Source organism: Cytobacillus sp. S13-E01 (assembly GCF_029193815.1).
Lineage (GTDB): Bacteria > Bacillota > Bacilli > Bacillales > Bacillaceae_L > Bacillus_BV.
Genome location: NZ_JARFVC010000013.1, coordinates 1 through 23,838, shown reverse-complemented (window position 1 = coordinate 23,838; position 23,838 = coordinate 1). Strand labels below are relative to the sequence as shown.

The 23,838-nt window shown below is 36.4% G+C and carries 24 protein-coding genes and 4 pseudogenes; 6 read left to right on the top strand and 22 right to left on the bottom strand.

All coding sequences use genetic code 11. From position 1 onward, the window contains the following. Nucleotide 1 precedes the first annotated feature (1 nt). From PY093_RS10305 to PY093_RS10270, 8 genes are all read right to left on the bottom strand, one after another. Nucleotides 2-730 carry a hypothetical protein gene (locus tag PY093_RS10305; protein WP_275645811.1) on the bottom strand — a complete coding sequence of 243 codons (729 nt, stop codon included), beginning with the start codon at nt 728-730 and terminating at the stop codon, nt 2-4. Further along, complete coding sequence (locus PY093_RS10300; RefSeq protein ID WP_275645810.1) at nt 727-1,470, bottom strand: hypothetical protein; 744 nt, start codon at nt 1,468-1,470, stop codon at nt 727-729. The genes PY093_RS10305 and PY093_RS10300 overlap by 4 nt, the downstream gene beginning before the upstream one ends. A 104-nt stretch (nt 1,471-1,574) precedes the next feature. Next, entirely contained in the window at nt 1,575-2,390 is an 816-nt protein-coding gene (locus PY093_RS10295) for a patatin-like phospholipase family protein (RefSeq protein ID WP_275645809.1), read from the bottom strand. Further along, nucleotides 2,383-2,997 carry a DedA family protein gene (locus PY093_RS10290; protein ID WP_275645808.1) on the bottom strand — a complete coding sequence of 205 codons (615 nt, stop codon included), beginning with the start codon at nt 2,995-2,997 and terminating at the stop codon, nt 2,383-2,385. The genes PY093_RS10295 and PY093_RS10290 overlap by 8 nt, the downstream gene beginning before the upstream one ends. A gap of 38 nt (nt 2,998-3,035) precedes the next feature. Continuing rightward, nucleotides 3,036-4,187: an MGDG synthase family glycosyltransferase gene (locus PY093_RS10285; RefSeq protein ID WP_275645807.1), complete on the bottom strand. Its 1,152-nt coding sequence runs from the start codon at nt 4,185-4,187 to the stop codon at nt 3,036-3,038. Between the two features lie 348 nt (nt 4,188-4,535). After that, on the bottom strand, nt 4,536-5,432 hold the full coding sequence (locus PY093_RS10280; protein ID WP_275645806.1) for a hypothetical protein: 897 nt from the start codon (nt 5,430-5,432) through the stop codon (nt 4,536-4,538). A 437-nt stretch (nt 5,433-5,869) separates the two neighbouring features. Next, nucleotides 5,870-8,083: a HAMP domain-containing sensor histidine kinase gene (locus tag PY093_RS10275; RefSeq protein WP_275645805.1), complete on the bottom strand. Its 2,214-nt coding sequence runs from the start codon at nt 8,081-8,083 to the stop codon at nt 5,870-5,872. Beyond that, nucleotides 8,061-8,753, bottom strand: coding sequence for a response regulator transcription factor (locus PY093_RS10270; protein ID WP_275645804.1), 693 nt, complete (start codon nt 8,751-8,753; stop codon nt 8,061-8,063). The genes PY093_RS10275 and PY093_RS10270 overlap by 23 nt, the downstream gene beginning before the upstream one ends. 528 nt (nt 8,754-9,281) lie before the next feature. On the opposite strand from PY093_RS10270, the gene PY093_RS10265 reads away from it, so the two are divergent. The 3 genes from PY093_RS10265 (at nt 9,282) to PY093_RS10255 (ending at nt 13,348) form a co-directional block, all read left to right on the top strand. After that, complete coding sequence (locus tag PY093_RS10265) at nt 9,282-10,289, top strand: 2-oxoacid:acceptor oxidoreductase family protein (protein WP_275645803.1); 1,008 nt, start codon at nt 9,282-9,284, stop codon at nt 10,287-10,289. A 19-nt stretch (nt 10,290-10,308) separates the two neighbouring features. Further along, nucleotides 10,309-12,621, top strand: a complete 2,313-nt coding sequence (locus tag PY093_RS10260; protein WP_275645802.1) for a thiamine pyrophosphate-dependent enzyme — start codon at nt 10,309-10,311, stop codon at nt 12,619-12,621. 352 nt (nt 12,622-12,973) lie between these two features. Further along, entirely contained in the window at nt 12,974-13,348 is a 375-nt protein-coding gene (locus tag PY093_RS10255; RefSeq protein ID WP_275645801.1) for a GntR family transcriptional regulator, read from the top strand. Between the two features lie 92 nt (nt 13,349-13,440). Here PY093_RS10255 and PY093_RS10250 read toward each other — a convergent pair whose 3' ends face one another. The 4 genes and pseudogenes from PY093_RS10250 to PY093_RS10235 form a co-directional block, all read right to left on the bottom strand. Beyond that, the gene (locus PY093_RS10250) at nt 13,441-14,160 is read right to left on the bottom strand and encodes a LutC/YkgG family protein (RefSeq protein ID WP_275645800.1); all 720 of its coding nucleotides are present in this window, start codon (nt 14,158-14,160) and stop codon (nt 13,441-13,443) included. Next, nucleotides 14,157-15,587: a LutB/LldF family L-lactate oxidation iron-sulfur protein gene (locus tag PY093_RS10245; RefSeq protein WP_275645799.1), complete on the bottom strand. Its 1,431-nt coding sequence runs from the start codon at nt 15,585-15,587 to the stop codon at nt 14,157-14,159. Before PY093_RS10245 ends, PY093_RS10250 begins: the two co-directional genes overlap by 4 nt. 21 nt (nt 15,588-15,608) lie before the next feature. Continuing rightward, nucleotides 15,609-16,325: a (Fe-S)-binding protein gene (locus PY093_RS10240; protein ID WP_275645798.1), complete on the bottom strand. Its 717-nt coding sequence runs from the start codon at nt 16,323-16,325 to the stop codon at nt 15,609-15,611. A gap of 305 nt (nt 16,326-16,630) precedes the next feature. Further along, nucleotides 16,631-17,187, bottom strand: a pseudogene (locus PY093_RS10235) (hypothetical protein). 92 nt (nt 17,188-17,279) lie between these two features. Here PY093_RS10235 and PY093_RS10230 point away from each other — a divergent pair. Then, a complete protein-coding gene (locus PY093_RS10230; RefSeq protein WP_275645797.1) occupies nt 17,280-18,197 on the top strand; it encodes a phosphatidate cytidylyltransferase in 918 nt (305 codons plus the stop codon). Nucleotides 18,198-18,307: 110 nt separating this feature from the next. Here PY093_RS10230 and PY093_RS10225 read toward each other — a convergent pair. Both PY093_RS10225 and PY093_RS21415 read right to left on the bottom strand, forming a co-directional pair. After that, nucleotides 18,308-18,562, bottom strand: a pseudogene (locus PY093_RS10225) (DsbA family oxidoreductase); the annotation flags it as partial. Nucleotides 18,563-18,716: 154 nt separating this feature from the next. Beyond that, nucleotides 18,717-19,007 (bottom strand): annotated as a pseudogene (locus PY093_RS21415) (thioredoxin domain-containing protein); the annotation flags it as partial. On the opposite strand from PY093_RS21415, the gene PY093_RS10220 reads away from it, so the two are divergent. Next, entirely contained in the window at nt 19,006-19,155 is a 150-nt protein-coding gene (locus PY093_RS10220) for a nitroreductase family protein (RefSeq protein WP_275645796.1), read from the top strand. The pseudogene PY093_RS21415 and the gene PY093_RS10220 sit on opposite strands and share 2 nt — an antisense overlap. Nucleotides 19,156-19,313: 158 nt before the next feature. Here the strand turns inward: PY093_RS10220 and PY093_RS10215 are convergent, their stop codons facing one another. The 8 genes and pseudogenes from PY093_RS10215 to PY093_RS10180 form a co-directional block, all read right to left on the bottom strand. Beyond that, on the bottom strand, nt 19,314-19,520 hold the full coding sequence (locus tag PY093_RS10215) for a hypothetical protein (RefSeq protein WP_275645795.1): 207 nt from the start codon (nt 19,518-19,520) through the stop codon (nt 19,314-19,316). A 2-nt stretch (nt 19,521-19,522) separates the two neighbouring features. Next, entirely contained in the window at nt 19,523-19,918 is a 396-nt protein-coding gene (locus tag PY093_RS10210; RefSeq protein WP_275645794.1) for an IDEAL domain-containing protein, read from the bottom strand. Nucleotides 19,919-19,986: 68 nt separating this feature from the next. Continuing rightward, nucleotides 19,987-20,457, bottom strand: a complete 471-nt coding sequence (locus tag PY093_RS10205; RefSeq protein WP_275645793.1) for a Crp/Fnr family transcriptional regulator — start codon at nt 20,455-20,457, stop codon at nt 19,987-19,989. 72 nt (nt 20,458-20,529) lie between these two features. After that, nucleotides 20,530-20,943: an RrF2 family transcriptional regulator gene (locus tag PY093_RS10200; protein ID WP_275645792.1), complete on the bottom strand. Its 414-nt coding sequence runs from the start codon at nt 20,941-20,943 to the stop codon at nt 20,530-20,532. A 124-nt stretch (nt 20,944-21,067) separates the two neighbouring features. After that, nucleotides 21,068-21,325: a hypothetical protein gene (locus tag PY093_RS10195; RefSeq protein ID WP_275645791.1), complete on the bottom strand. Its 258-nt coding sequence runs from the start codon at nt 21,323-21,325 to the stop codon at nt 21,068-21,070. Nucleotides 21,326-21,479: 154 nt separating this feature from the next. Continuing rightward, nucleotides 21,480-22,103 carry a hypothetical protein gene (locus tag PY093_RS10190; RefSeq protein ID WP_275645790.1) on the bottom strand — a complete coding sequence of 208 codons (624 nt, stop codon included), beginning with the start codon at nt 22,101-22,103 and terminating at the stop codon, nt 21,480-21,482. 103 nt (nt 22,104-22,206) lie between these two features. Then, nucleotides 22,207-22,380, bottom strand: a pseudogene (locus tag PY093_RS10185) (DNA alkylation repair protein); the annotation flags it as partial. Nucleotides 22,381-22,553: 173 nt separating this feature from the next. Beyond that, complete coding sequence (locus PY093_RS10180) at nt 22,554-23,126, bottom strand: hypothetical protein (protein WP_275645789.1); 573 nt, start codon at nt 23,124-23,126, stop codon at nt 22,554-22,556. A gap of 408 nt (nt 23,127-23,534) precedes the next feature. On the opposite strand from PY093_RS10180, the gene tnpA reads away from it, so the two are divergent. Further along, nucleotides 23,535-23,838: IS200/IS605 family transposase (tnpA, locus tag PY093_RS10175; RefSeq protein WP_275645788.1), on the top strand; the 304-nt coding region annotated here is incomplete at its 3' end.

Below are 23,838 nucleotides of genomic sequence, written 5' to 3'. Positions count from 1 at the left end.
CTCACTCACTAGTGTCTTCTAATGTTTCCACCAAAGGCTCCTTAACGGCCAGCCAACCAAACCAGAGATTAATAAGTATTAATCCACTCCAACCAAGCCATTCCCTCGTTTTTTGCTGTTTCTTTGGCATTACTAGTTGGTCTACTTCTGGCCATTGAATATGTATGTAGCCATCTGCAGTGTTTGGAAGGGTCTGTCCTTCTACACCAACCTGTAATTTAACTCCTTTTAAAGGCGCTTTTCCCATAACCTTAACATGTGCTGGAACTCTAGTTTGAATTAACTTTCCATCTTTATACACTTCCGCCCAGCCCCAAAGTGCAATGTCTGGTTCCATTTCTGGCAGATTGCTTGTCCCAGTCTTGGTATCACCAAGCATTTTCTGATTATATACAACCCCAAACCATGTCGGGTCTCTTCCATTAATTTGGTTAACCATAGGTTCGGTAATTGTTTCTTCATATTCAGATGCGTCAGTTGAAAATTTGGCCTTTACTAATATTTCATCTATATTTTGAAGCGGCGAACCTCGATCTCCCTTATTATTGACTCTGATTGAAATCATTCCATTAATAGGCTTTGTTTTTTCAAAATTATATGGATCAGGACCTGTAACAATTACCCCTTTACCTGAAGTATTGGCACTTGCTGGTAATCCGCTACCCTCCGCTGCCGCTAAGCTCTGAGTGGTTAATATAATTAATAATAAGAGTAATGAAACTCGTCTCATAATAGATTATCCCCGATTGGCATAAACCTTCTTGTGATAAATAATCCAATTAACGCGGACGATAAGGCTCCTGGAAATGCCATAAACCAAAGTTCATTGTAACCTAGGTAAGTTGGAGTATATCTTGGTAAACCTAGAGGTCCAAGATACATATTATATGTCACCCATAATAAACTAAGCAAGAAAGCTCCACTTATCAATCCCCTTATATCCAAACCAACATAACTATTCCAAACGAACAAGAAAACAAACGCAAGAATTAGCCTTTGGAGGAAGAAAGTAAATCCAGGATAATCACCGATTATAACTGTGTGTGTGATCAGACCATCGAGGAGTAGAATAATCACCGCCGTTACTAATGAAAAAAGAGCAATCTTCCTCGGTTTAATGACCTTCATAAATTCCTTTACATGAACCCGTCGTCGCCAAATCCATAATGAAAGTAAAAATCCAGCAAGATAAACAAGATAATGTACTAAATATCCAGTTGTCCATATGTCATAATGGGAAAGCCAAAAGGGCTCTTGCGGAAGACCTACAGGAGAAAGGAATTCATAATAAACCTCCAACGTTAAGGCTTGAATAGCAATCAATACTATTCCCTGCCAAATTCCAATACCTAGGATAGAAGTTCCAAGACTGATAATCATTGTAATTAAAAAAGCATCGGTAACCCAGTATGTCCAGTAAGGGTCATTTTTCCAAAATAGCCCATGACCGATTGCGGCATCCAGAAACATGGCAAGGACTCCTGTCAAGATGCCGAATTTAATTGCCCCATTAGGTGTTAAAAGCATAAGAGTCGAATAATTATTCGTTTTATCCCAGATCCTAAAAAAACATATTAACTTGAAGTCTTCTTAAGCCATTGATCCATGTAAATAACATGACCAACTGACCCTCTTGCTATTTCTTTTTCAAGAACCTTGCTTGCTTCTATTTGTCCACGTTGGATAACTTTAGAAAGTGACTTTGTTTCAAACCTTCCCACATCTACCAAATCAATATCCATTAAGATGTCTGCATGATTTTTCAGAAGTTGATCAGTTTGAGTATAGCTCGCAATGTCCATATAGCGATTTACACAAGAGATTAGGCTTGTTGGTGTTTTGTTTTGACTGTTAGAACTTAGCACTCTTATAGCTATAACATGCTTAGCTCCCATGTTTTTTACGACATCGGCGGGGTTATTATTTAGTATATAGCCATCGACTAATAATTTTTTACCAATTTCAACTGGTGAAAAAACGCCAGGTATGGCTATTGATGCACGTAATGCTTTGGCTACTTCTCCCTCATTAATGATTGTTAGTTTTCTTGAATTTAAATCTACACATACAACTGCAAAGGGAATATCTAAATCCGAAAAGTATTTCCCATCGGTTAGTTGTAGAAAAGTGTTGTAAATCCGATCACCTTTTAACCAGCCTTTACGGTTAAAGCCAACATCTAGGTGCTTTCGAATTGATAAAGATTCGAGGGCATTTACCATATGATCAGGGTGTAACCCACAGGCATAAAGACCACCAATAACGGCCCCAGCACTTGTTCCTGCAATATGGGTTATTGCAATATTATGTGAAAGTATTTCCTTTAATGCTCCGATGTGGGCGACCCCTCGTAAACAACCTCCCCCAAGTGATACTCCTGTTTCATCCACTATGGTTTCCACCTTCCCTTACAGTTGTTCTTCGCTCGTTCCTTTTATCTTTAATAAAGAAATAAAGAAAAATAATTCCGAATGATATGGCTGCAGCTATATAAAGATAAACACTATTGTTCTGGTAAAAAGCCTTAAATGCCTCATAACTTCCATTAAAATAATTTCCTACTAAAATCATCCCGTAAGACCAAGGATAAATACCAATAAATGTAAGAAGTAAGTACGGAATCAACTTCATTTTACTCATTCCTGCTACGTATGAAATGTAATTTCCAAGCCCAAACGGTCGGGACATGGCCACACTCCATGCGCCATAATGAACAAAAAGGTCCTTAGCTTTTTGTAAGCCAATTTTAGGTCGCTTTTGAAATAGCTCTCCGAGTTTACTTCCTAGAAAATAAGGAAGTAAGCTAGCCAAACAATAAACAACGCTCATCCCAGCAGCTACCCAAACAGTATTCCAATAACTAAATGGCAGGATATAGCCATATGCTAAAACAACAGCTATACCTGGAAAAGGGAGGGATGAACCTTCTAAAAACATTGCTGCAAATAGTCCAACAAGTCCGATGTCTTTTAACCAGAGCAAGATTATTTCTATCAATAAGATCTCCTCCTATTCTATTTTCAACGTTTTATTGATTAATTGATTTTTAATAAAGTTTTCTGTACGTCTTTTTCACTAGTGGCTAGAATAGATTCGATAAATAAAAAGATTTCCTCAGGATCATTAAAGTCTTGAGTATTAAGATACCGTTGTAATGAACGTTGATATTCCATCATTCTTGGCTCATTGCTCAATACCTCAAGAATCTGTTCTGCTGGGTCGATTCCCGCCTTAATTGTGAATACAAGTCCCTGTTCTTTTAAGTGCTTTAAGTTGATTTCTTCCTGTCCAGGAAGCGCGGAGTGAATAAAGATCGGCACTTTCTTTTTTATTGCCTCACTAATCGTTACCCCTCCAGGCTTTGTTATAATTGCATCTGCCAAATTGTACAGATCATTCATCTGTTTTCGAGATGAAATATAAGGAAGGGGGTGAATGTTTTTGTCATTTAGTTTGGCAATTTCATCGAATAGCTGTTTGTTGTTCCCACACAAAACATAAAATTTTAATTGTTGTTCATGTTTAGCATTTTTTAATAGCTCGTTGATTTTACCAAGACCTGCACTACCCCCAGTAAGAATAAGGGTAAATTCCCTAGCAGGTTTTTTTTGGTGGGATGTATTAGAAAAGCTTTCGTCTATAGGGATACCTGTAGTACATATTCTTCTCTCTGGTAGTGAATAATGACTCATTAAATTGGACTTCATACTGCTGTCAGAAACAAAATGGTAATCCACCATTTCTCTTCCCCACACATCATTAATGAAAAAGTCTGTATATATATTCAATGTTGGAACTTTACACGCACCCGACTTTTTTAAATTGTTTACTAAATAGGATGGGAAAGCATGGGTACAAATAATTAAATCAGGCTTTTCTTTAGTGATAATCCTTTCCATCTTATTCAGAAACAATAAATCGTAGTGTTTATAAGAACGTTGTTTCTTTGATTGATAAGCAAACTTTCTGTACATCCAAGCATAGGAATTAGGGAATCTTTGAATCCATCTTAAATAGGTTTTGGTAATCATAGATTCTATTACTGGGTTCCAACTATTCAATAAGTCTATTTTTTTGCATTCAATGTCAGTTGATCTATTAGAAACATATCCAGTTATGGCACTTGCTACTTGATGATGTCCCGAAGGCAAACTATCTAACAATGGGAATAACAAAATTTTCTTCAATTTAGAAGCACCTCTCTTTAATTTCATGCGATTAATTAAACACTATAGGGAACTTTCCCATTAATATTCACTAGGGTTTAAAGTATATAAATATCTTGCTTTTTTTGCTGACTTCTTACTATCCTGCTGTTATTATAAAGCACAAAAATTAAGAATCTCTTACTAAAAATCTTAAGATTTTATAAAGAAAACTCGCCGAGTGGCGAACCCAAAGGGCGAAGACAGAGGTGTAGTTGACCTAATGCAGTTTAGAATTTATGGATATAAATTCTAATTAGCTAAAGAAAAGCGCAGGGCGCCCGCCTACCGGCGACAAGCATAAGACGGTTCCATTAAGAAGGTGGTCGATTAAAACGTCTTTTGGTTACCGTTTTTTATTTTTTTCGGAGTTTCGGGCATCAGATTGCCCTTTTGGTTACCGTTTTTTATTTTTTTCGAAATTTCGGGCATCAGATTGCTCTTTTGGTTACCGTTTTTTATTTTTTTCGCGATTTCGGGCATCAGATTGCTCTTTTGGTTACCGTTTTTTATTTTTTTCGCGATTTCGGGCATCAGATTGCTCTTTTGGTTACCGTTTTTTATTTTTTTCGAGATTTCGGGCATCAGATTGCTCTTTTGGTTACCGTTTTTTATTTTTTTCGAGATTTCGGGCATCAGATTGCCCCTCTGATTACCGTTTTCTATTTTTTTCGAGATTTCGGGCATCAAATTGCCCTTTTGATTACCGTTTTCTATTTTTTTTGAGATTTCGGGCATCAGATTGCCCTTTTGGTTACCGTTTTTTATTTTTTTCGCGATTTCGGGCATTAGATTGCTCTTTTGGTTACCGTTTTTTATTTTTTTCGAAATTTCGGGCATCAAATTGCCTTTTTGGTTACCGTTTTTTATTTTTTTCGGAGTTTCGGGCATCAGATTGCCCTTTTGGTTACCGTTTTTTATTTTTTTCGAAGTTTCGGGCATCAGATTGCTCTTTTGGTTACCGTTTTTTATTTTTTTCGCGATTTCGGGCATCAGATTGCTCTTTTGGTTACCGTTTTTTATTTTTTTCGCGATTTCGGGCATCAGATTGCCCCTCTGATTACCGTTTTCTATTTTTTTCGAGATTTCGGGCATCAGATTGCTCTTTTGATTACCGTTTTTTATTTTTTCGGAGTTATATTTTTTTGATACTCGAACCCATTTAGAAATCACTGATAGGGGTAAATAAAAAGAGGCCCTTTCTGCAGTTTCTGCAAAAAAGACCATTTTTATAGGTTGCGCTATTTTTTAGGGTTGTTCTTCTTTTCTTCTTGTTCCCTAAACCATGTTTTCTTCTGTTGGTTCCTTGTCATTTGGTAGCCCATCTAGAGTCCACTTTTCGTCTAGAGTTGTTTGTTTACTTTCCGCCACTGTGCTCTATCTCTTTCGCTTTTATATAAATATATCCTTCTTCGACCAAGGTATATTATACCGGGAATTTTGATCTATTATGCTGTTTTTAAAGTCTAAATGGATCAACATATAAACTCTGATTGATAGTATAAGAAAAGCACAAGGCGCGCCCGGAGCTAGACACTAAAACTAGGTACAAATTTTTATACTTTCTTATCTTATAAAGAAAACTCGCCGAGTGGCGAGCCAATATTCTTTCTATTTTTCTATACGTGTTGTTTAGGTTGCATGAACGAATGGAATTTAAGCTGCTATTTTTTACCCAACATCTCCAATTTAATCTCAACCTTAAACAAATCAGCATCCACTTCAATATCTAAGGATCCCTCGTGTAAATCAATAATTGATTTGGCAATCGATAGTCCTAGACCTGAACCCTCAGTATGGCGGGATTCATCACCACGTTTAAATCGTTCGAATAGCTCGTCAATATTATTACTAAGCTCATATTTTGATATGTTTTTAAATGTTACTAGGACCTGACCATTTTCCTCATTGACATGAATGTAAGCTCTTGTGTTTTCGAGAGAATACTTTAGGATGTTTCCAATTAGGTTTTCAAAAACACGCCACATTTTTTTGCCATCAACTCGGGCGTATACAGGATTATCTGGTGTTGAAACACGAAATTGAATGGTTGATTCTTTAATTGTTTCATTATATTCAGCTAGTGCTTGATGAAGTAATTGATTGATATCAACTCTTTCCTTTACAAGCTCAACGTTCCCGCTAGCCATTTTAGATGCTTCAAACAAATCATCGATTAACACCTTTAATCGATTTGATTTTCGATCAATAATTTCTATATATGAATTACGTTCACCCTCAGATAAGTTAGGATTTTTTAAAAGCTCAGAATAGGTCATTATTGATGTTAATGGTGTACGTAGATCATGACTAACATTTGTAATTAACTCGGTTTTAAGCCTCTCACTTTTTACTTGGGCGTGTTGTGATGTTTTTACACCGTATTTCATTTTATTCAGATCCTCGGCTAAGTTAGCAAGAACAGATTTTCCGACAATCTTTAAATCAGCCTCAAATTCACCCTTGGCTAATGCCCTTGCATTACTCAGAATTTTATTAAAATAACTAATCCGTTTGAGAATAATGATGAAAAGTGGTATACCCACAATAAAAAATGCCGGAATTAAAAGAGCAAAGAAATTTTCGTCAACCCCAAGGAGGCCAGTTACTAGACCAAACAAAAAGACTATCGTCAAAATCAAGAAAACTTGTGTTCCGACCCTTCTATTTTGAAACGCATTTCTAATCAAGTTTAAAAACCTTGCAAATAAAGAGTGTTTCCAGTCTTCTCGGATCGAACCGACATCTTTTAGTCTTCGGTATAAATAAGCACCCTGTACGATGGTTATTCCAAAAATAATAGTAATAGTTATAAGATGATAGAAAATGATCTCTATCATTCCTGTTATCTGATTACTGTAAAATAAATAGGGTTTTTCAAAAGATAATGCTAGTGTTAGAATGGCAGATACCGCAAAAAGAAACAATGCAACATCAATTGGAACTTTATTATATAGATTCTTCCATATTTCAGGAACAATTCTACGTAGGATGCTTTTCCTCTTTTCAATAATTATCGCAAGTAGCAAAGCGAGGATAGCTCCAGCTGTGTAAATCCAAAACAATGTTCGTTGAACTTGAAAGTCACGATATTCTAACATAATAAAATTAGAGTTCGGAATGTTTTTCGATATCCCAATCTCTCCTTCGTAAAAGGCATTCGAACTTTGTCTTACTCTATTCGATATTTCTTCATCATTGCTCCATACTAATGGTCGATCATTCATTAGAGGATATGTTTGATTATTTGCTGGGTAGCTACTGATGTAATGTGTATTTTCTTCATTAATAATTTCTTTGGCTTCCAGGTTAGTGTAAACTTGAGCAGATTGTGTGTTTTTTAGGTAATAAAAAAATGCAGATTTATACTTTTCATATTCCGCACGATGACTTTCTACCTCTTGATAGTACTCCTCCCATTTTTCTTGTTTTCCTAATAATATTTGCTCTGTAACATACTCATCATTTTCAAAAATCGTTGTGATTTCTTCAATTTTTTTATCTCTTTCTTCAATTAAAGTATCAATAGCCTTTTGGTCTTTTTCGTTTTGTGCTTCCTGAATTCTTGATTCGTATTGCAATTCTATACTGCTTTTCTGTTCAGAAAAATCACCAAAACGGCTTCGATATTCCTCTATTTCATCCTTTGTTACAGTGAGAGACTTTGTTAAGTCTTCTTTCGATTGATAGGAAATTTCAAATGCATCAATATAACTCAATAATCTCTCTACATGATTTTCAAATTTTCTTGTCTCAAAATAGCTACGTTTTGTAAAATCATTATCATCGAACAATGCTGTGAAAACACCACTGACTCCGTACGTAAACAAAATTAGCCATGCTAAAATACCAATTCTACTTTTCCATTTTGTATCCAATTCCCCATACCACCTTCAAAAATCTAGGATTCTTACGATCAATTTCGATTTTTTCGCGAATTCCACGAATATGCACTGCTACTGTATTTTCTGAATTGTAGCAAGGCTCATTCCAAACCCTTTCGTATATTTCAGAAATAGAAAACACACGACCAGCATTTACCATCAGCAATTCTACAATTTTATATTCGGTAGGTGTTAACTTTACGGGCTCACCATATAACGTAACTTCCTTTGCAGCCTGGTCGATTGTAAGTCCGTTCAAATCAATTGTTTTATTTAACCCTTCAAACGGTCCTAAAGTAACATACCTTCTTAGCTGTGATTTTACCCTTGCAATGAGTTCCAATGGGTTAAAAGGCTTTGTTACGTAATCATCCGCACCAATCTGTAAACCTAAAATCTTATCCGTATCTTCACTTTTCGCACTTAAAATAATGATCGGTATACTCCTCTGTTCACGTATTTTAAACGTTGCGGCTATCCCATCCATTCTTGGCATCATAATATCCAAGAGTATCAGATGAACCTCATGCTTATTTAAACACTCAAGTGCTTCAACACCATCCTGCGCTTTTATTACTTTCATACCTTCATTTTTTAAATAGATTTCAATCCCATCACGAATATCTTTGTCATCATCTACAACCAACACTACATACTGATTCATCAAAAACTCCTCCTTTCCAACATGAAATCACTTGTTAGGAATGTTCTTAGTATAAACAATAGTTCTTAAGTAAATAGTAGGGGAAAAATGAAGAATTTCTTAAGATTTTTAAAATTTACTTACCACGTCTTATACGAAAACAAACATACATACTATTAGGATTCTAGATAGATCAATTTCCTCTTTAAGGACTGCCGTTTCTCTGATGGTTCACACTCTATTTCATTGTTGCTTCAATCTTCATATTACCATCTTTACTTTTTATCAACACTCAAACTTTTTCGACTGTTATACCACAACTTTCATATGTATTATAACAGGAGATTGGAATACAGATTCTTTTTTTCTCTAAAATGTATGCACACCCCCACCTAAAATAAATGCTTCATTAATTTTACCTTTAAAATGATTACTCTGTTGTATTTCATTTTCTATCCTGTTACAATCAAATTATGATTTATTGGAAAATTTATAATTTTCCAATCTATTAGTCTACCTACATTTTCGTTATTGATTGGAGGAATCTTTTTGACACAATTACCTAAAGTGAATGAATTAGGATTTTTTGAAATTCGCTTGGAATCTATTGGTGGATTGGGAGCCAATTTAGCAGGAAAAATGCTTTCTGAAGATGGAGTTGTTGGAAATGGACTTAATGGAATCGGGTTCTCATCTTACGGCTCTGAAAAAAAGGGTTCACCTGTAAAAGCGCATATTCGCTTTTGTGAACCTGACACAAACATACGAGATACCACACCTATAGAACGCCCTCACGTTGTTGGAATATTCCATGATGCCTTATTTAAAACAATCAATTGTACAAGTGGTATTTTTAGTGATAGCACCGTGTTAGTCAACTCAAAGAAATCACCTGAAAAGCTTAAGGATCTAATGGACATTCAAGGCGGAATTGTCGCTGTTATTGATGCAACAGAAATCGCCTTAGAAGAGCAAACAAAAGTAAATACTGCGATGCTAGGTGCGCTTTATCGGATACTAGATTTCTTGGACCCTGAGTCAATGAAGGCTACGATTAGACGCACGTTTGAGAATAAGTATCCACATTTAGTGGAGCCAAATATTCGTACGTTTGACCGTGGCTATCATGAAGTAGAGTTCAAGATCTTCACCCCCAACAAAGATGCAGACCTTACACCTTTTGTAAGAGCTGAAGCTGCTCTTGGCTATGAAAATCAACCAATGGGTGGAACGATCACAAATCCTGGAAATAGTTTTTTAAAAGATTTAAGTATTTCGCGCGCAGGCATGCTCCCTCATTTTCATGAAGAAAAGTGTATTAATTGCGCTGCCTGTGATACGGCCTGTCCTGACTTTTGTTTTGTTTGGGAAGAGAAAGAGGATAAACGGGGACGACCACAAATGTTCCTACAAGGGATTGATTACCAATATTGTAAGGGTTGTTTGAAGTGCGTTCATGCATGCCCAGTGGAAGCGCTTACAGATGAAAGAGAACATGATGATGGCTATGCGGAATCAAATCGAGTTCCCCATTTATTTGATTTAATAAAAAAGTAAGGAAAGGTGGTAAAAAAAGATGGCGGTAGACTTAACAAATGGAACAGTAAAAGGTCAAAAAGGAACGATTGAACAATCTATTGTTTTCGAGTCAGGCAATGAGATGGCTGCCTATGCAGCACACCAAATTAACTATCATGTGATGGGATATTTCCCTATTTCCCCTTCTACTGAAGTGGCCCAGTTCTTAGATGGTATGAAAGCAAAAGGAGAACATGACATTGTATTGATCCCAGCTGATGGAGAGCATGGTTCTGCTGGTATTTGTTACGGCGCTTCTACGGGTGGCGGTCGTGTGTTTAACGCTACGAGTGCGAATGGTTTCTTATATATGCTTGAGCAATTACCAGTTCAATCTGGAACCCGTTTTCCAATGGTATTGAACTTGGTAAATCGTTCTATATCTGGTCCTCTAAATATTCATGGTGATCATTCTGATTTATATTTCGCGCTAAATACTGGGTGGCCAATTTTAATGGCGCGCGATCCACAGATTGTCTATGATATGAACATTATTGCTATTAAACTAGCCGAAGATCCTGAGGTTCGGTTACCCGTTATCGTATCATTCGATGGCTATTTTACATCCCATCAAAAGAGACGTGTACAGGTTATAAAAAATAAAAAAGATGTTCATGCGTTTATTGGTGAAATGCCGACGAACTTCCCTCACGCTTTAGATCGAGAAAACCCAGTTACGATCGGTCCGTATATGAATGAGCCAGATTATATCAATAATTGCTATCAACAATCTGAAGCGATGTATAATGCTGGTATGGTTTTTGAGAGAATATCTAAAGAGTATACTGAACTGACAGGACGAGAATATCCCCTATTAGATTTATACCGAATGGATGATGCAGAAGTTGCGGTCTTTATGCTTAATTCTGCGGCTGAAGTGTGTAAGGATGTCGTCGATCGACTCCGCACTAAGGGAATTAAGGCTGGGGTTATTTCTCCCAATATGATTCGCCCATTCCCACAAAAACAACTTGCTGAGTGTTTAAAAAATGTGAAAGCGGTTACTGTCGGTGATCGCGCAGACTCATATGGGGCATATGGTGGGAATATGGCTCTAGAAGTTAGAGCAGCTTTACAAACTCATGGAAATAGTAGTACAAAAGTAATCAACCGAATTTACGGATTAGGTGGAAAAGATTTTTATGCTGATGATGCAGAACACTTTTTCCAATTAGCGACTGATGCTATTGAAAAAGATTTCGTAGAAAAACCTTTTGATTATTTTGGGCATTCTCCTGGAAAGCCTGGATTGACTCCGGAACGAGTCGTAAATCCACTGAAAAAGGAAGATTTAAATACTGGATTAATAACGGTAACTCCAAATGATGAAACCGGAGAACTCAATGTGAAGATCCCTCCTTTACGGAGCTTAACGAAAAAACCAAAACGGATTGCTTCTGGTCATGGCGCATGTCCTGGCTGTGGTATTTTTTCAGGACTTGAACTGTTCTTCAAAGGAATCGAAGGTGACATTGTGGCCTTGTTCCATACAGGTTGCGCCATGGTAGTTACGACTGGCTATCCATATAGCTCTCATAAAGCAACTTATATCCATAACCTATTCCAAAATGGTTCTGCGACTTTATCAGGACTTGTTGAAATGTTCCATGAACGTAAAAGACGTGGAGAATTCGAAGAACTTGGCTTAAGTGATGACTTTACTTTTGTCATGGTGACTGGTGACGGTGGGATGGATATTGGAATGGGACCTGCGATTGGAACAGCTTTACGGAACCATAAAATGATCATTCTTGAATACGATAATGAAGGCTATATGAATACTGGAAGTCAGCTTTCTTATTCAACACCAATGGGTCACATGACCAGTACATCTAACATTGGTGGTTTCCAAAACGGAAAACCGTTCCATCATAAAGATACAGCACAAATTATGGCTGCCACCCATATTCCTTATATCTTTACTGGAACAGAGGCCTTTGATCGAGATTTATTGAAAAAAGCAGCAAAAGCGCAGTGGTATGCTAAAAATGAAGGTTTGGTGTACGGCAAGATTTTAATTACCTGTCCACTGAATTGGAAATCAAAGGATGAATTAGGGCAAACCATTGTAGGAGCAGCTGTTGACTCCTGCTTCTTCCCTCTCTATGAAGTGGAGCGAGGGATCACAACAGTAACATATGATCCTGAAGCCAAGAACAAACGTATCGATGTTACAGGATGGCTCGAATTAATGGGGAAAACGAAGCATTTACTAAAAGAAGAAAGTGGAGAAATGCTTCAAGAGTTTCGCGATGAGGTAGAACGTCGTTGGAACCAACTGAAAGCTAAGCATGAAAGTCCATATCTCTAAGAAATACGCAGGGGTGGTGTTAGGAGCCCGAAGCTAGACACAAAAAGCTAGGTTAAAATTTCTCCCTCTAGTTGTCATTTCAAACTAGGGGGAGTTTTAAAGAAGCACATGTCTCCCAACACGTTTATGAACTGGAGATGGCGCCCAAACCACGTATGTTTTTCTTCAGCATAATGCTTTGTTGGTCTAGATTCTTCTGCTTTGTTAATTACTACAAATGTTAGGACATTCTGTATCTGCTTATCTCCTATCTTAAGCTCAACGAATGGAGGACGATAACAACCAGCATTCCCAATCCTCCAGCTATATTTATAATTTATAGTTAAGTATTATCAATATTTTAGTTTAGCGAATGGCCTTTTACGCTACCACAAGAGCGACATCCGAAGACTTTATGGCAATCGAGCAAAGCATCGAAGATATGGAATTAGCCATTAACGTTAATAATATGGACGATTATGTCTCGGCAAATTTAGATTTCCATGAAAAAATAGCCAAATCATCCTATAACCTAGTCATGTATAATCTATACCAATCTATCAATAATTTAATTGAACAGGCTCAAGTAAAAGCGGTAACTGTTCAAGGAGTCATGAACGAGTCACTGCAATTTCACAAGGATATTCTTCAGGCAATGAAACAACGAAATGCAGCACTTGCCAGCGAGTTAATGGTGAAACATATTAATAGTGTTCAAGGTTTTTTGCAAAAAAGTCAGAATGAGTGAAGAACACTTTTCTAAAGCAATGGATCAAGTCGAGAATGTTATTAATATACTTGCAGAAAAATTATAAATAATGAGCAAACTAATTATTTTTATTATTTATCTTCAACAATTAAATAGTAAGCTTTTATTGGGCCATGGACACCAACAACGAGATTCATTTCAATGTCAGCGCTATTACTTGGTCCAGATATAAAATTTATACAGGAAGGAACAATTCCTTTTTCCTCTTGCATTTGGTGAATAAAATTAGTAGCTTGTGTCATACGAGGAACAATCGTACTCTTTGGAACAATGGCTATGTAGTTGGTTGGCAGCAAACTGACTGATCTCCCTTTTCCCTTACCACTTAGTAAAACAACAGTGCCTGATTCAGCTAATGTCATATCCGAAAAGGTAATACCGATATCGGCCTTTTCAGCGATCTTTACATTTTCATCTTTGATACTGGGATCCCATTTATGAACATCGACACCTAGTGAGGATGCTCTGCCAAAATAGCTGTCCACCCCGTACTCTACAAACCGTCTATCATCCCAACTAACAATTGACTTAGCGTTCAAACTAATTACAATTTTTTCTAAGGCTTCTGGAAGAATCTCAGTTGTCACTTCTTCCACTTGTGTATGAATTTTCGTGCATTGTTCTTTTAAGATATCTACTAATTGTTCCTGACTAAATCCTTTGAACACTTCATACTGTGGTTGGTGCTTCCAGTTTGGTCTGACGACAGGTGTTGTTTTACGATTGCGACCTAGATTTTTCGCAATTTGATTTAAAAAACGATCTTTATTTTGGATGCTACCAGTTGTCATGATTTGTCGCCACCTTTCTCACGCTTTTTAAACCACTCTCTAAAGCTCTGTTTACTTGGCTCTGGAAAATCCCTAATATCAGTCCATGGTTTAATAGGTCCGGGGCCTTTCTTAATTCTACCTTCACTTGAAAATGGTCCCATCATTGTTGGTGCTGCTTTAGAACCCAAGTTATAAAGCTTTGGTGAACTTGCAGCTAAGGAGAACCCCTTCATAGCAAGCTTTTCACCAACCCCAGCTTTACCTTGCTCTTCTACAATGTTCCTGCGATGCTTTATTAAGAGATCATGAAGTGGGATTTTGACAGGACAAGCTTCCGTACATGCACCACATAAAGTGGACGCAAATGGTAACTCTTTGTATTCGTCATACCCACCGAGTAATGGTGAAAGAACTGCACCAATTGGTCCTGGATATATCGACCCATAGGAATGTCCACCAACATGGCGGTATATTGGACAAACATTGATACAAGCTGCACAACGAATGCATTGAAGCACCGATTGGAACTCTGTCCCTAAGATATTAGATCGTCCATTATCAACAATAACAAGATGGAATTCCTCAGGACCATCAACCTCTCCATTTTCTTTAGGACCTGTTAATCCAGTAATATAACTAGTTAATTTTTGTCCGACTGCACTTCGACAAAGCATGCTTACTAAAACATCGAGTTCTTCCCAAGTCGGTACGATCCTCTCCATACCCATAACCGTAATTTGCGTTTTAGGTAGGGATGTGGCAAGTCTAGCATTTCCTTCATTTGTGACAAGTGAAATTGCACCTGATTCAGCAACTGCAAAGTTACAGCCGGTGATGCCAATATCAGCTGATAAGAACTCTTCCCGTAACTGTTCTCTAGCAAACAAAGCAAGTTCTTCAGGCTTCGAAGACTTCGTATAGCCTTTCTTTTCTTTAAACGTGTCCCGGATTTGATCCTTATTTTTGTGCAACGCAGGAGCAACAATATGAGACGGAGGATCGTGATCATCTATTTGAAGGATATATTCTCCTAAATCAGACTCTATTACCTCACAGCCAGCTGCCTCCAACGCTTCATTCATACTAATTTCTTCTGTTACCATCGATTTAGATTTAATTACCTTTTTTGCTTCTTTTCGCTTGGCTATGTTGGTAATATACTCATTTGCTTCTTCCGCCGTTTGAGCGAAGAAAACATGTCCCCCTCTTTTCTTAACATTTTCAGAAAGCTGATCTAAATAGTAGTCTAAATTCTCTAATGTATGTTGACGAATTTCTTCAGCTAATAATCTCCACTCTTCCCAGTTTCCTAGTTCTTCTTGTGCATTGAGTTTTCTACCTTTCAATCCTTCCTGTGCCGACACCATTGCATTTCTCATAAACTCATTTTTAAGTCCTTTATTGACACGGTCAAAAAATTTATCCTCGCTAATCTTAATGGGCATCGTATTCACCACCTTTTGTTATTATTTGCTGTTTAATACTTGTGCAATATGCATCACTTGAATTGGTTTTCCTTGACGTTCAATTCTTCCACCAATATTCATGAGGCAACCACAATCAGCACCTATTAAAACCTCTGCCTCCGTTTCTTCGATATGTTCAATTTTTTCATTGACCATCTGCTCTGAAATCGGTACCATTTTCACTGAAAATGTCCCTCCGAAGCCACAACATGTTTCTTTATTTGGTAGACTAGTAAACTCTAATCCTTTCACATTTTCTAATAATTTCATTGGTGCATCTTTGACCCCTAATAGACGAGTCATATGACATGAGGTGTGATACGTTACTTTCTTAGAGAAAACGGCTCCAACATCCTCTTTCTTAAGTACATCTACAAGAAATTGCGTGAATTCAAACGTCTTGGTTGCTAATGTAGCTGCTTTCTCTCTCCAAATTGGGTCATCCTCAAACAAGTGAACATATTCATGGATCATAGCTCCACATGAACCTGATGGCATCACAACATAATCAGCATGTTCAAATGTGTGAATCATATGTTTGGCTACCTTTTTTGTGTCTTTATGATATCCACTGTTGTATGCTGGCTGGCCACAGCAAGTCTGATTTTCAGGAAAATCTACTTCGCAGCCATTTCGTTCTAGAATTTCAATGACGTCTTTACCGACACCTGGGTAAAAGACATCGGCTAAACACGTAATAAATAAGGATACTTTCATTTCATTCCCTCGTCTCGTAAAGGTTACTATAGTTATTAAGAAAAGCACAGGGTGCCCGGAGCTAGACACTAAGACTAAGTACAAACTTTCATACTTTCTAACCTTTTAAAAAGAAAAGCCAAAATGAGCTTTCTTCGGTAAAATAGAAGTGTTGAATCAACTATCCCGAAAGGAGTTCATTATGGCTACTTCGATTATACCAAAATCACACCTAAATAGGAACAATATAGTGGCTAGTCCCCCACTCCATTAAAACTTTATAGGACTGGAGGACAGGCTCTTCACTGAAGATTATTCCTTACTTTCTACCGAGAAAACCGTCTTTTTACCGGTTCATAATCAAATAATCTACCTTCATACACTGGTTGGAATCGTGGGTTGTTTCGGAAATCGTCAGGGGTAATGAGTGCTGGGAGTTTATCCCACAGGCGAATCCCTGATCGATGGAGAATTTCCGCAACAAACTGAGAGCAAAAGTAAGAGTTGCTGAACTCTACGGGTTCATTTAGAGAGACCCCTACTAAGCCAAGTAAGTTATATAGAAATTTGTTTTTATTTTTCTTGAAGACATTTATCACTCGCTTCATTTTTTCAACATCTCGAACGGAAACTTCTATTCTATAGATTACGCATGTTGTTTCTGGATATTTACTATAGGTGCCCTCAAAAATATCCTCCTTCACAAAACCACCATTAATAGGATTGTTTGGTTTTTTTCGGCCGAAACTATATAACTCTTGTAGATCAGAGTCGAAGGCGATTGAGGCGTGGTTATAAGGAGCCTTTGTGTATTTTTTTATCGATTTTGTAAGAAGGTACCTGTATCGGTGAGCATAATATATACACTTCGTGTCGTTTCCATTTTATTACCTCTTTTAAAAATGACATTTTTATCCTATGATTAATTATACTTGACGGATCTTAAAAATATAAATAGTAAAAGTTGGTGAGAGGTTGACTACCACACTCTGGACACAGTTAGTTATTTTTATTAGTTTACTAACGATTAGTTTATTATTTAGCATCATTAACAAGATTCAGCCCGACAAGGATTTTTCTTCCCTTTCTTTGCGAGTGAAAACATGGTGGGGAATGTTTGTTATTTTTGTTTTTGCTACATTATTTAATCCGGTCGTTTCTTTGATATCATTAATGGTGCTTTGCTTTTTTGCCCTTAAAGAATATTATTCAATGATCAAAACGAGGAAAGTTGATCGACGAGCCTTTTTGTGGGCGTATTTATCAATCCCTATACAATTTTATTGGATCTACATCGAGTGGTACGGGATGTTTATTGTTTTCATTCCGATTTATGTCTTTTTGTTCTTACCATTACCTAGAATACTGGGAAACAAAGGTACCGTCGGACTTTTACGATCAGTCAGCTCCACTCAATGGGGACTAATGCTAATGGTTTTTGGGTTAAGTCATCTAGCATACTTCCAATTTGCCTCACCAGAATATGGAGCAAATCTAGTATTGTTCTTAGTTTTATTAACACAGCTTAATGATGTTGTACATTTTTTAATTTCTCTCTATTTCGGAAAAAGAAAGGTTGTGCCCACAGCAAACCCAAATATATCTTGGGAAGGTTTTGTAGGAGCAACAATCATTACGACCATTGTAGCTTATTTTATATATCCTTACCTAACACCTTTTGATGTGAAATTTGGTATCATCTCAGGCCTACTTATTGGTTTTGGAGGCTTTTTTGGAGCCCTTACAATATCCGTATTAAAACGTGATTTATTAATTGGTGATGAAGAAAAATTAACGTCACCCAAAGAAAGTTACCTTAGCCGAGTTGATAGCCTAACCTATACTACGCCAATCTTTTTCCATGTGATTCGGTACTTTTTTGATTTTATGTAATTTTTTCAGGTGCCTGACCCCAACGCGTTAAAGCTGTAACGTACTGTGGGTCAGGTCCTTTTGTTCCCTTTGTATAGTTCGTCATCAATAATCTGTTCTAATACCTCTTTCTAACGAGCACCCTGAAGTTCTGTTTTACCTATTATAAATGTAGGAACAGCCTGTATATTGGCCTCATTGTAGACATGCTGTAATGCTTGTTGATGAGCATTTTTGTATTTCCTTGTTTCTAAAGCTTCTTTGAATTTTTCTTGATCGAGCCCTAACTTTCCCGCTAAATTTACTAAGATTTCAATTTTGCCTATATCTTGTTCTTCTTGAAAAAAGGCTGTGAACATACGATGGTTGTATTCATTCGCTTTTCCTTTTTCTAAAGATAAGAAAGTATAAAAGTTTGTACCTAGTTTTAGTGTCTAGCTCCGGGCGCCATCGGCTCTATGGTATAAGCCAATCCCTTCCCGAAGGCAAAAAACGCCTTCAGTCAGGGCTCGTCTTATGCTTGTCGCCGAAAGGTGGGCGCCCTGCGCTTTTCTTATTTGCATATTGATAACCTTCAAATGCTAAATGGGTATAAGGTTGTGGCGAAACCCTTGGCAATATTATTTTAACACCAAGTCTTTCTGCCATCGGGTAAACGTGATGTTCCCAAGTTGATTGTAGGTATTCTCCTTCTGGTTATAACGTTTTTGTTGGATATGGGCGTAACTCATAAGGCATCCACTCAATTTCAATATCCTTACCCTTTATAGCCTCTTAAAGCGGAACCTCCGTAACTACATTACAAGGACACGGATACTCAAGTGTCCCAATGCTCGGTTTTGATCAAGAAAAAGTAAAAGAAATATTAGGTCTTCCCGAACATGTTAAATTTGCAGCAATGGTACCTTTCGGTATTGCTGATACTGAAGGCTATGAGCATCACCGCTTTAAATTAGACAAAATCGTTTCTTATCATTAAAAAGTAAGAAGTAGCCTCAGATTCGAGGCTACTTCTTAGGATTGTTGACATTTCCCATGAGTGTATAAACTCATGCTGTATTCAAACTCACTTTAAATCGGAAATTTACGATAAGATTGTCAAAATCCAATAATCGCCAAAAGTCATACTCATATTTTCTAACACATACCACCTGGCCCACACGCCATTCCAGTTTCAATCTTTAGGATAAGTTTTTCTTTGTCCTGTGGTTCTGGCTCACTACCTACTCTTTTTTGACTACCTTTGTACTCGTTATTTATTGTCTGACCCTCTAATTTTCCTAATACGGCGCCTTGTTTTGGGTCATTATCAAATGTTTTATTTCTAGTATTTGCAATCGCCATTTTTATCTTCTCCCCTTTTGGTTTTTGTGTTCTAGCTTTATCTCGTTTTCTTTCTTTATTGTAAAAGAAGAATCTTTATTTTCTTCTTTTTCGTTTACACATTCTAATTGTAATGATAACTCCTTAAACCAATTTTCATCTTTTATTAAAAGTGCCACATCTATTAAGTTTAAGATCGCCTCTCTTGAATAGGTAATCGTTGTTCCTAATCTTTCTATTTTTGATTCGATCACGGAAATCGTCTTCCCTTCTAGACCTTCATTATCACTTTTCACAACTCTCACTTTAACACTCCTAGAAAACGGCTCATAACTATCAATAAATCCGTGAAATAATTCTCCATTCTTCCATTTTCCTTTAATCCATGCTCCAACTTTATGATTTCCCAACTGTTCCACTACCCTCACCGCCTAAAAGCGTTATAATGTTAAATAAATAATTACGAGTTATGATGTCAAATGAATAACTAACAATGACACTCGTTGTTGTGTACTTGTCCAGTGTTATCTTTACGTTTATTTTTAAATTTTGTGATATAGTCGTCCATTTTTGAAGTAGTTCGATCATTTCGCCCTAGCATATTTGATAGTTCTTTAGTAATGCGAAACGCAAGCCCAACATCTTGCTTAATCATTTTATGGAAATTATCATTGTTAATTACCACTATTTCAACATCTGTTAACGCTTCGGCATAAATATTCTTTGAATAAAAGATTGAACGGTCTCCAAAGAATTGTCCCTTGTTAACGACCTGAGAAGTTCCTTTTTGAATATTAACTATTTTAACGCAACCTTTCATCAAATAAAAAGCTGATATTGTAGGCTTGTCAGGAGAGTAGATAATCTGTTTTTGCCCTATTTGCATTGTATTGCCATATTTGCTAAGGTCTAGATTATCGTCAACTTCTTGAGTGTTTTTTGATATTAAAGCATTCATTTCATTCACTCCTAACTGTAATGATTTATTTTACATTTTAATTAAGTAATTGGAAAATGAAAAGCATTTTGCTCATTGCTCCTGTTTGACTTGTTTGATTATGTCTTTAATTGTATATTGGTTTAAAAAAATCCCTAGGTGCTGTTCACCTTCGGAAAATATCGAGGTTAGGACACTTTTCATACTTGAACCCACAATGCATTCTGAATTCGCTTTTGGACATTTAGGTAGCAGTGATCCTTCCGATGTCAGTTTATATAACTCCCAAAGTGTAACGTCAGCAGGATCTTTTACAAACACAAAGCCCCCGCCAGTTCCTTCTTTAGACTGAATTAACCCTTGTCTCTTTAATAAACCTAATACTTTACGGATTCTTACTGGGTGTACACAAGCACTCTTTGCAATGGCATCACTTGAACACATTCGATCTGGAAGCAGTGACAAAAGAGTTAAACTGTGAACTGCTAATGTGAAATCACTATTCAAATTACAACCTCCAATTTTGTCACTACCTAAATAGAACCTGCAGCGCTTATACTGTAATAATAAATGTTACAGTCAAAAAAGTCAAATACAGGACGAAGGAAATGTCCTATGTCCCAATAGACTATCATTTTGTTTTATCTATTTTCATTTTATTAAATTGACTTGATTTCAGTAGACCACGGCCTTCAAGTCGTAATATCGCTCTTTTAATTGTACTGATTGAAAAGAATGGGAATTGCTCTCCCAATTGATCGCATGTAAAATAGACCCATTTCTCATCCAACCGAATGTTAGTACTTCTTTGTAACCAATAATGCAACTGCTGTAAAATAATGCTTTCATTTAAGCCAATTGCAGTAGCTAATGACGGAATATTTAACAATGGTCTCTCATCAAAATAAGGTTACTATTCATTTCATTTTCCACCTTTCATAAATATAAAATAAACACCTTCATCATAGTTATCGAAAGAAGGTGTTAAAATGGTGGCATGAAATTTTATTTTTTTCTTTTGTACAAAGCTATTAATTCTCAGATCAAAAGATCAAATGAGCTAATTCCTCAGGAGAATAGTTTCCTTTTATCCCTGATTTGGTATTAAAATAGTCATAGATTTCTTCGTTTGAATAATCCTTTTTTAATCCAGTAATAATGGTGGCTAAGTATGCATGGGAAGGCTTACTCAACTCTACTTCATTCATATCCCATGGGGCTGTAAACGTAAAAATCTGGTAACCTTTGCTTTCGCCAAGATATAGAATATTTCCGTACCAGGAATTGCTTCGAAGTATTTGGGACCCTTTTTCTTTTATATCATTTAAGTTTATTTCAAATTCAATTCCACTGTTTTCCTGCTTTACAACGTCGAAGAATTGTTCTGCTGTTATTAAATATTTCTTACTTAATGTGATATCTTTACTTTTTTGCTGTCCGATAAATGCGACACCCCCGGAGTCCCATCTTGCAGCCTTTTTTGCAAAGTAGAGTTGGTGATTAATAATAAATGTACTCTCATCAATTGGAAGGGAGTCATCTCTACATCCTACCTCAATTTCCGATGAGCCAAACGGCTGTCCTCCTTGTACATAGCATAAAAATCGATCAACATTTATATTTGAACCATAGCTTGCATACCACACATAATCATTCTTCTCTCCCATTTTTCCACCTCTTTTTTGTGTCTGGCAATATTGCTTACGTTTTTACCGTTTGCCTAATTTCACTTTAAACGGTTTACAGGTATTTACTACACTCTCGAAAGCTTTATTTAGCAAGGGTATTTTCACTGGTAAATTGTCGTACCGACTCTGGATTTGTTTTAGAGTATTCTCTTAAGGCCCATCCAATTGCCTTTTGGATAAAGAATTCCTTACTGTTTGCGTTTGTTAAAATATAGCGGTATAACCTTGTTTGGTCCGTCTCCGCCTTATATCTAAGTTAAACGCCAACAGGATTTATAAACCTTAATCAAACAAGATTTCAGACTCATTCATTTTATAAACTGATTAGGGATTATTTCGAATTGTAGTTAACATAATATTTTTATTGTTAACCGTTGTTCTTTTTAAATAACTTAATTTATTTTCGTGGTAAAATTTTTTAGCAATAAATTACTCATAGTAATCCCAATCGATTTCATCATTTTCAACCAGTGATTCAATGGTCTTTAAATGAACTGTCTTATTGACTATTTCATACTCATTGACATAGTAATCATCCAACTCCAAGCTTATACTACTAGTTTCTAAAAAATTCTCCTTAACTTCATTTGTTGTTAGGATTCTAACAGAATAGTCTCTTCCTGTCTGACGGGCATCGACATCTCTTTTTAGTTCCATATCTGAAAAATCTTGCAATATACGTTTAATAATCTCCTCATCTTCTATTTTCACACGCGCTACCCTCACTGGTAAACCACCAGATTCAGACACATCATTAATCGTTATCGAAATACTTTCAACAATACTTTCTTCATTGAGCTGGTCTGAAACTAACTTTTGAAAAGTTGTATATTGCATTTGGTCCACAATAAAGAGGGTTCCAAAAATCACTATAATCACAGAAGCAATCAGTGTACTTCTTTTCTTGAAAAATAAGCTCATAAAAAATGTAAGAAATCCGATTAAGACTGCGATGAGTAAAAAATTAGCAAATAGCATTAAGACGTTAAAGAAGATGTTCATTAAGCTAACCTCCATCTTGAGTTTAGTTTAAGTGAAATATTCATAATCTTCGTATTCATTTTAACATATTTTCCCTTGTTTCTGTTAAAATAAGACGTTGTTTTAAGGGTTATACCGTCATAATCACATACAAAACAAAAAATCGAGTATAAAACCATGTGCGGTTCTCATACTCGATTTCATATGATATTTAAATTGTAGATTGGCAGTCATTTAAAAATTATTTGTTATAGAAATAGCCCGTAAAACCACGCGGGCTTGCCCCGTCGATGTAAGGGCTTCGCTCAAGGGTAGTCTTCGGACTGCCCTATTTGAGCGACTTTCTTTCAAAATATGTATTGAGAACATACATTCCTGTGTGGTAAAATTCACATATAGAGTTTTGATTTTAAGATTTTAAGGTGAAAAATGAGCGAATACAATAGATTAAATCATTGTAAATTCCTTATCCAATACCATATTATATGGTGTCCAAAGTTTAGATTTAATGTGTTAAAAGGGAACGTAGAATCAGAGTTGAAACAAATCCTTTGGATTATTAGCACTCAATATGAATTTGAAATTAAAGAAATAGAAATAATGCCCGACCATATTCATTTATTTATATCAACCAAGCCAACAATTGCACCTACGGACGTAGTCCGTATCCTTAAAAGTATTTCTGCTAGAGAATTATTTAAGAAGTTCCCTAAATTAAAAGAATTCTACAACA

Bases quoted from the DNA above. Each gene is read 5' to 3' on its own strand.
- PY093_RS10305 (WP_275645811.1), bottom strand. From the start codon at position 730: ATGAGACGAGTTTCATTACTCTTATTATTAATTATATTAACCACTCAG.
- PY093_RS10300 (WP_275645810.1), bottom strand. From the start codon at position 1,470: ATGTTTCTGGATGCCGCAATCGGTCATGGGCTATTTTGGAAAAATGAC.
- PY093_RS10280 (WP_275645806.1), bottom strand. From the start codon at position 5,432: ATGGTCTTTTTTGCAGAAACTGCAGAAAGGGCCTCTTTTTATTTACCC.
- PY093_RS10270 (WP_275645804.1), bottom strand. From the start codon at position 8,753: ATGAATCAGTATGTAGTGTTGGTTGTAGATGATGACAAAGATATTCGT.
- PY093_RS10260 (WP_275645802.1), top strand. From the start codon at position 10,309: ATGGCGGTAGACTTAACAAATGGAACAGTAAAAGGTCAAAAAGGAACG.
- PY093_RS10255 (WP_275645801.1), top strand. From the start codon at position 12,974: ATGGCCTTTTACGCTACCACAAGAGCGACATCCGAAGACTTTATGGCA.
- PY093_RS10250 (WP_275645800.1), bottom strand. From the start codon at position 14,160: ATGACAACTGGTAGCATCCAAAATAAAGATCGTTTTTTAAATCAAATT.
- PY093_RS10245 (WP_275645799.1), bottom strand. From the start codon at position 15,587: ATGCCCATTAAGATTAGCGAGGATAAATTTTTTGACCGTGTCAATAAA.
- PY093_RS10240 (WP_275645798.1), bottom strand. From the start codon at position 16,325: ATGAAAGTATCCTTATTTATTACGTGTTTAGCCGATGTCTTTTACCCA.
- PY093_RS10220 (WP_275645796.1), top strand. From the start codon at position 19,006: ATGCTCGGTTTTGATCAAGAAAAAGTAAAAGAAATATTAGGTCTTCCC.
- PY093_RS10215 (WP_275645795.1), bottom strand. From the start codon at position 19,520: ATGGCGATTGCAAATACTAGAAATAAAACATTTGATAATGACCCAAAA.
- PY093_RS10205 (WP_275645793.1), bottom strand. From the start codon at position 20,457: ATGAATGCTTTAATATCAAAAAACACTCAAGAAGTTGACGATAATCTA.
- PY093_RS10190 (WP_275645790.1), bottom strand. From the start codon at position 22,103: ATGGGAGAGAAGAATGATTATGTGTGGTATGCAAGCTATGGTTCAAAT.
- PY093_RS10180 (WP_275645789.1), bottom strand. From the start codon at position 23,126: ATGAACATCTTCTTTAACGTCTTAATGCTATTTGCTAATTTTTTACTC.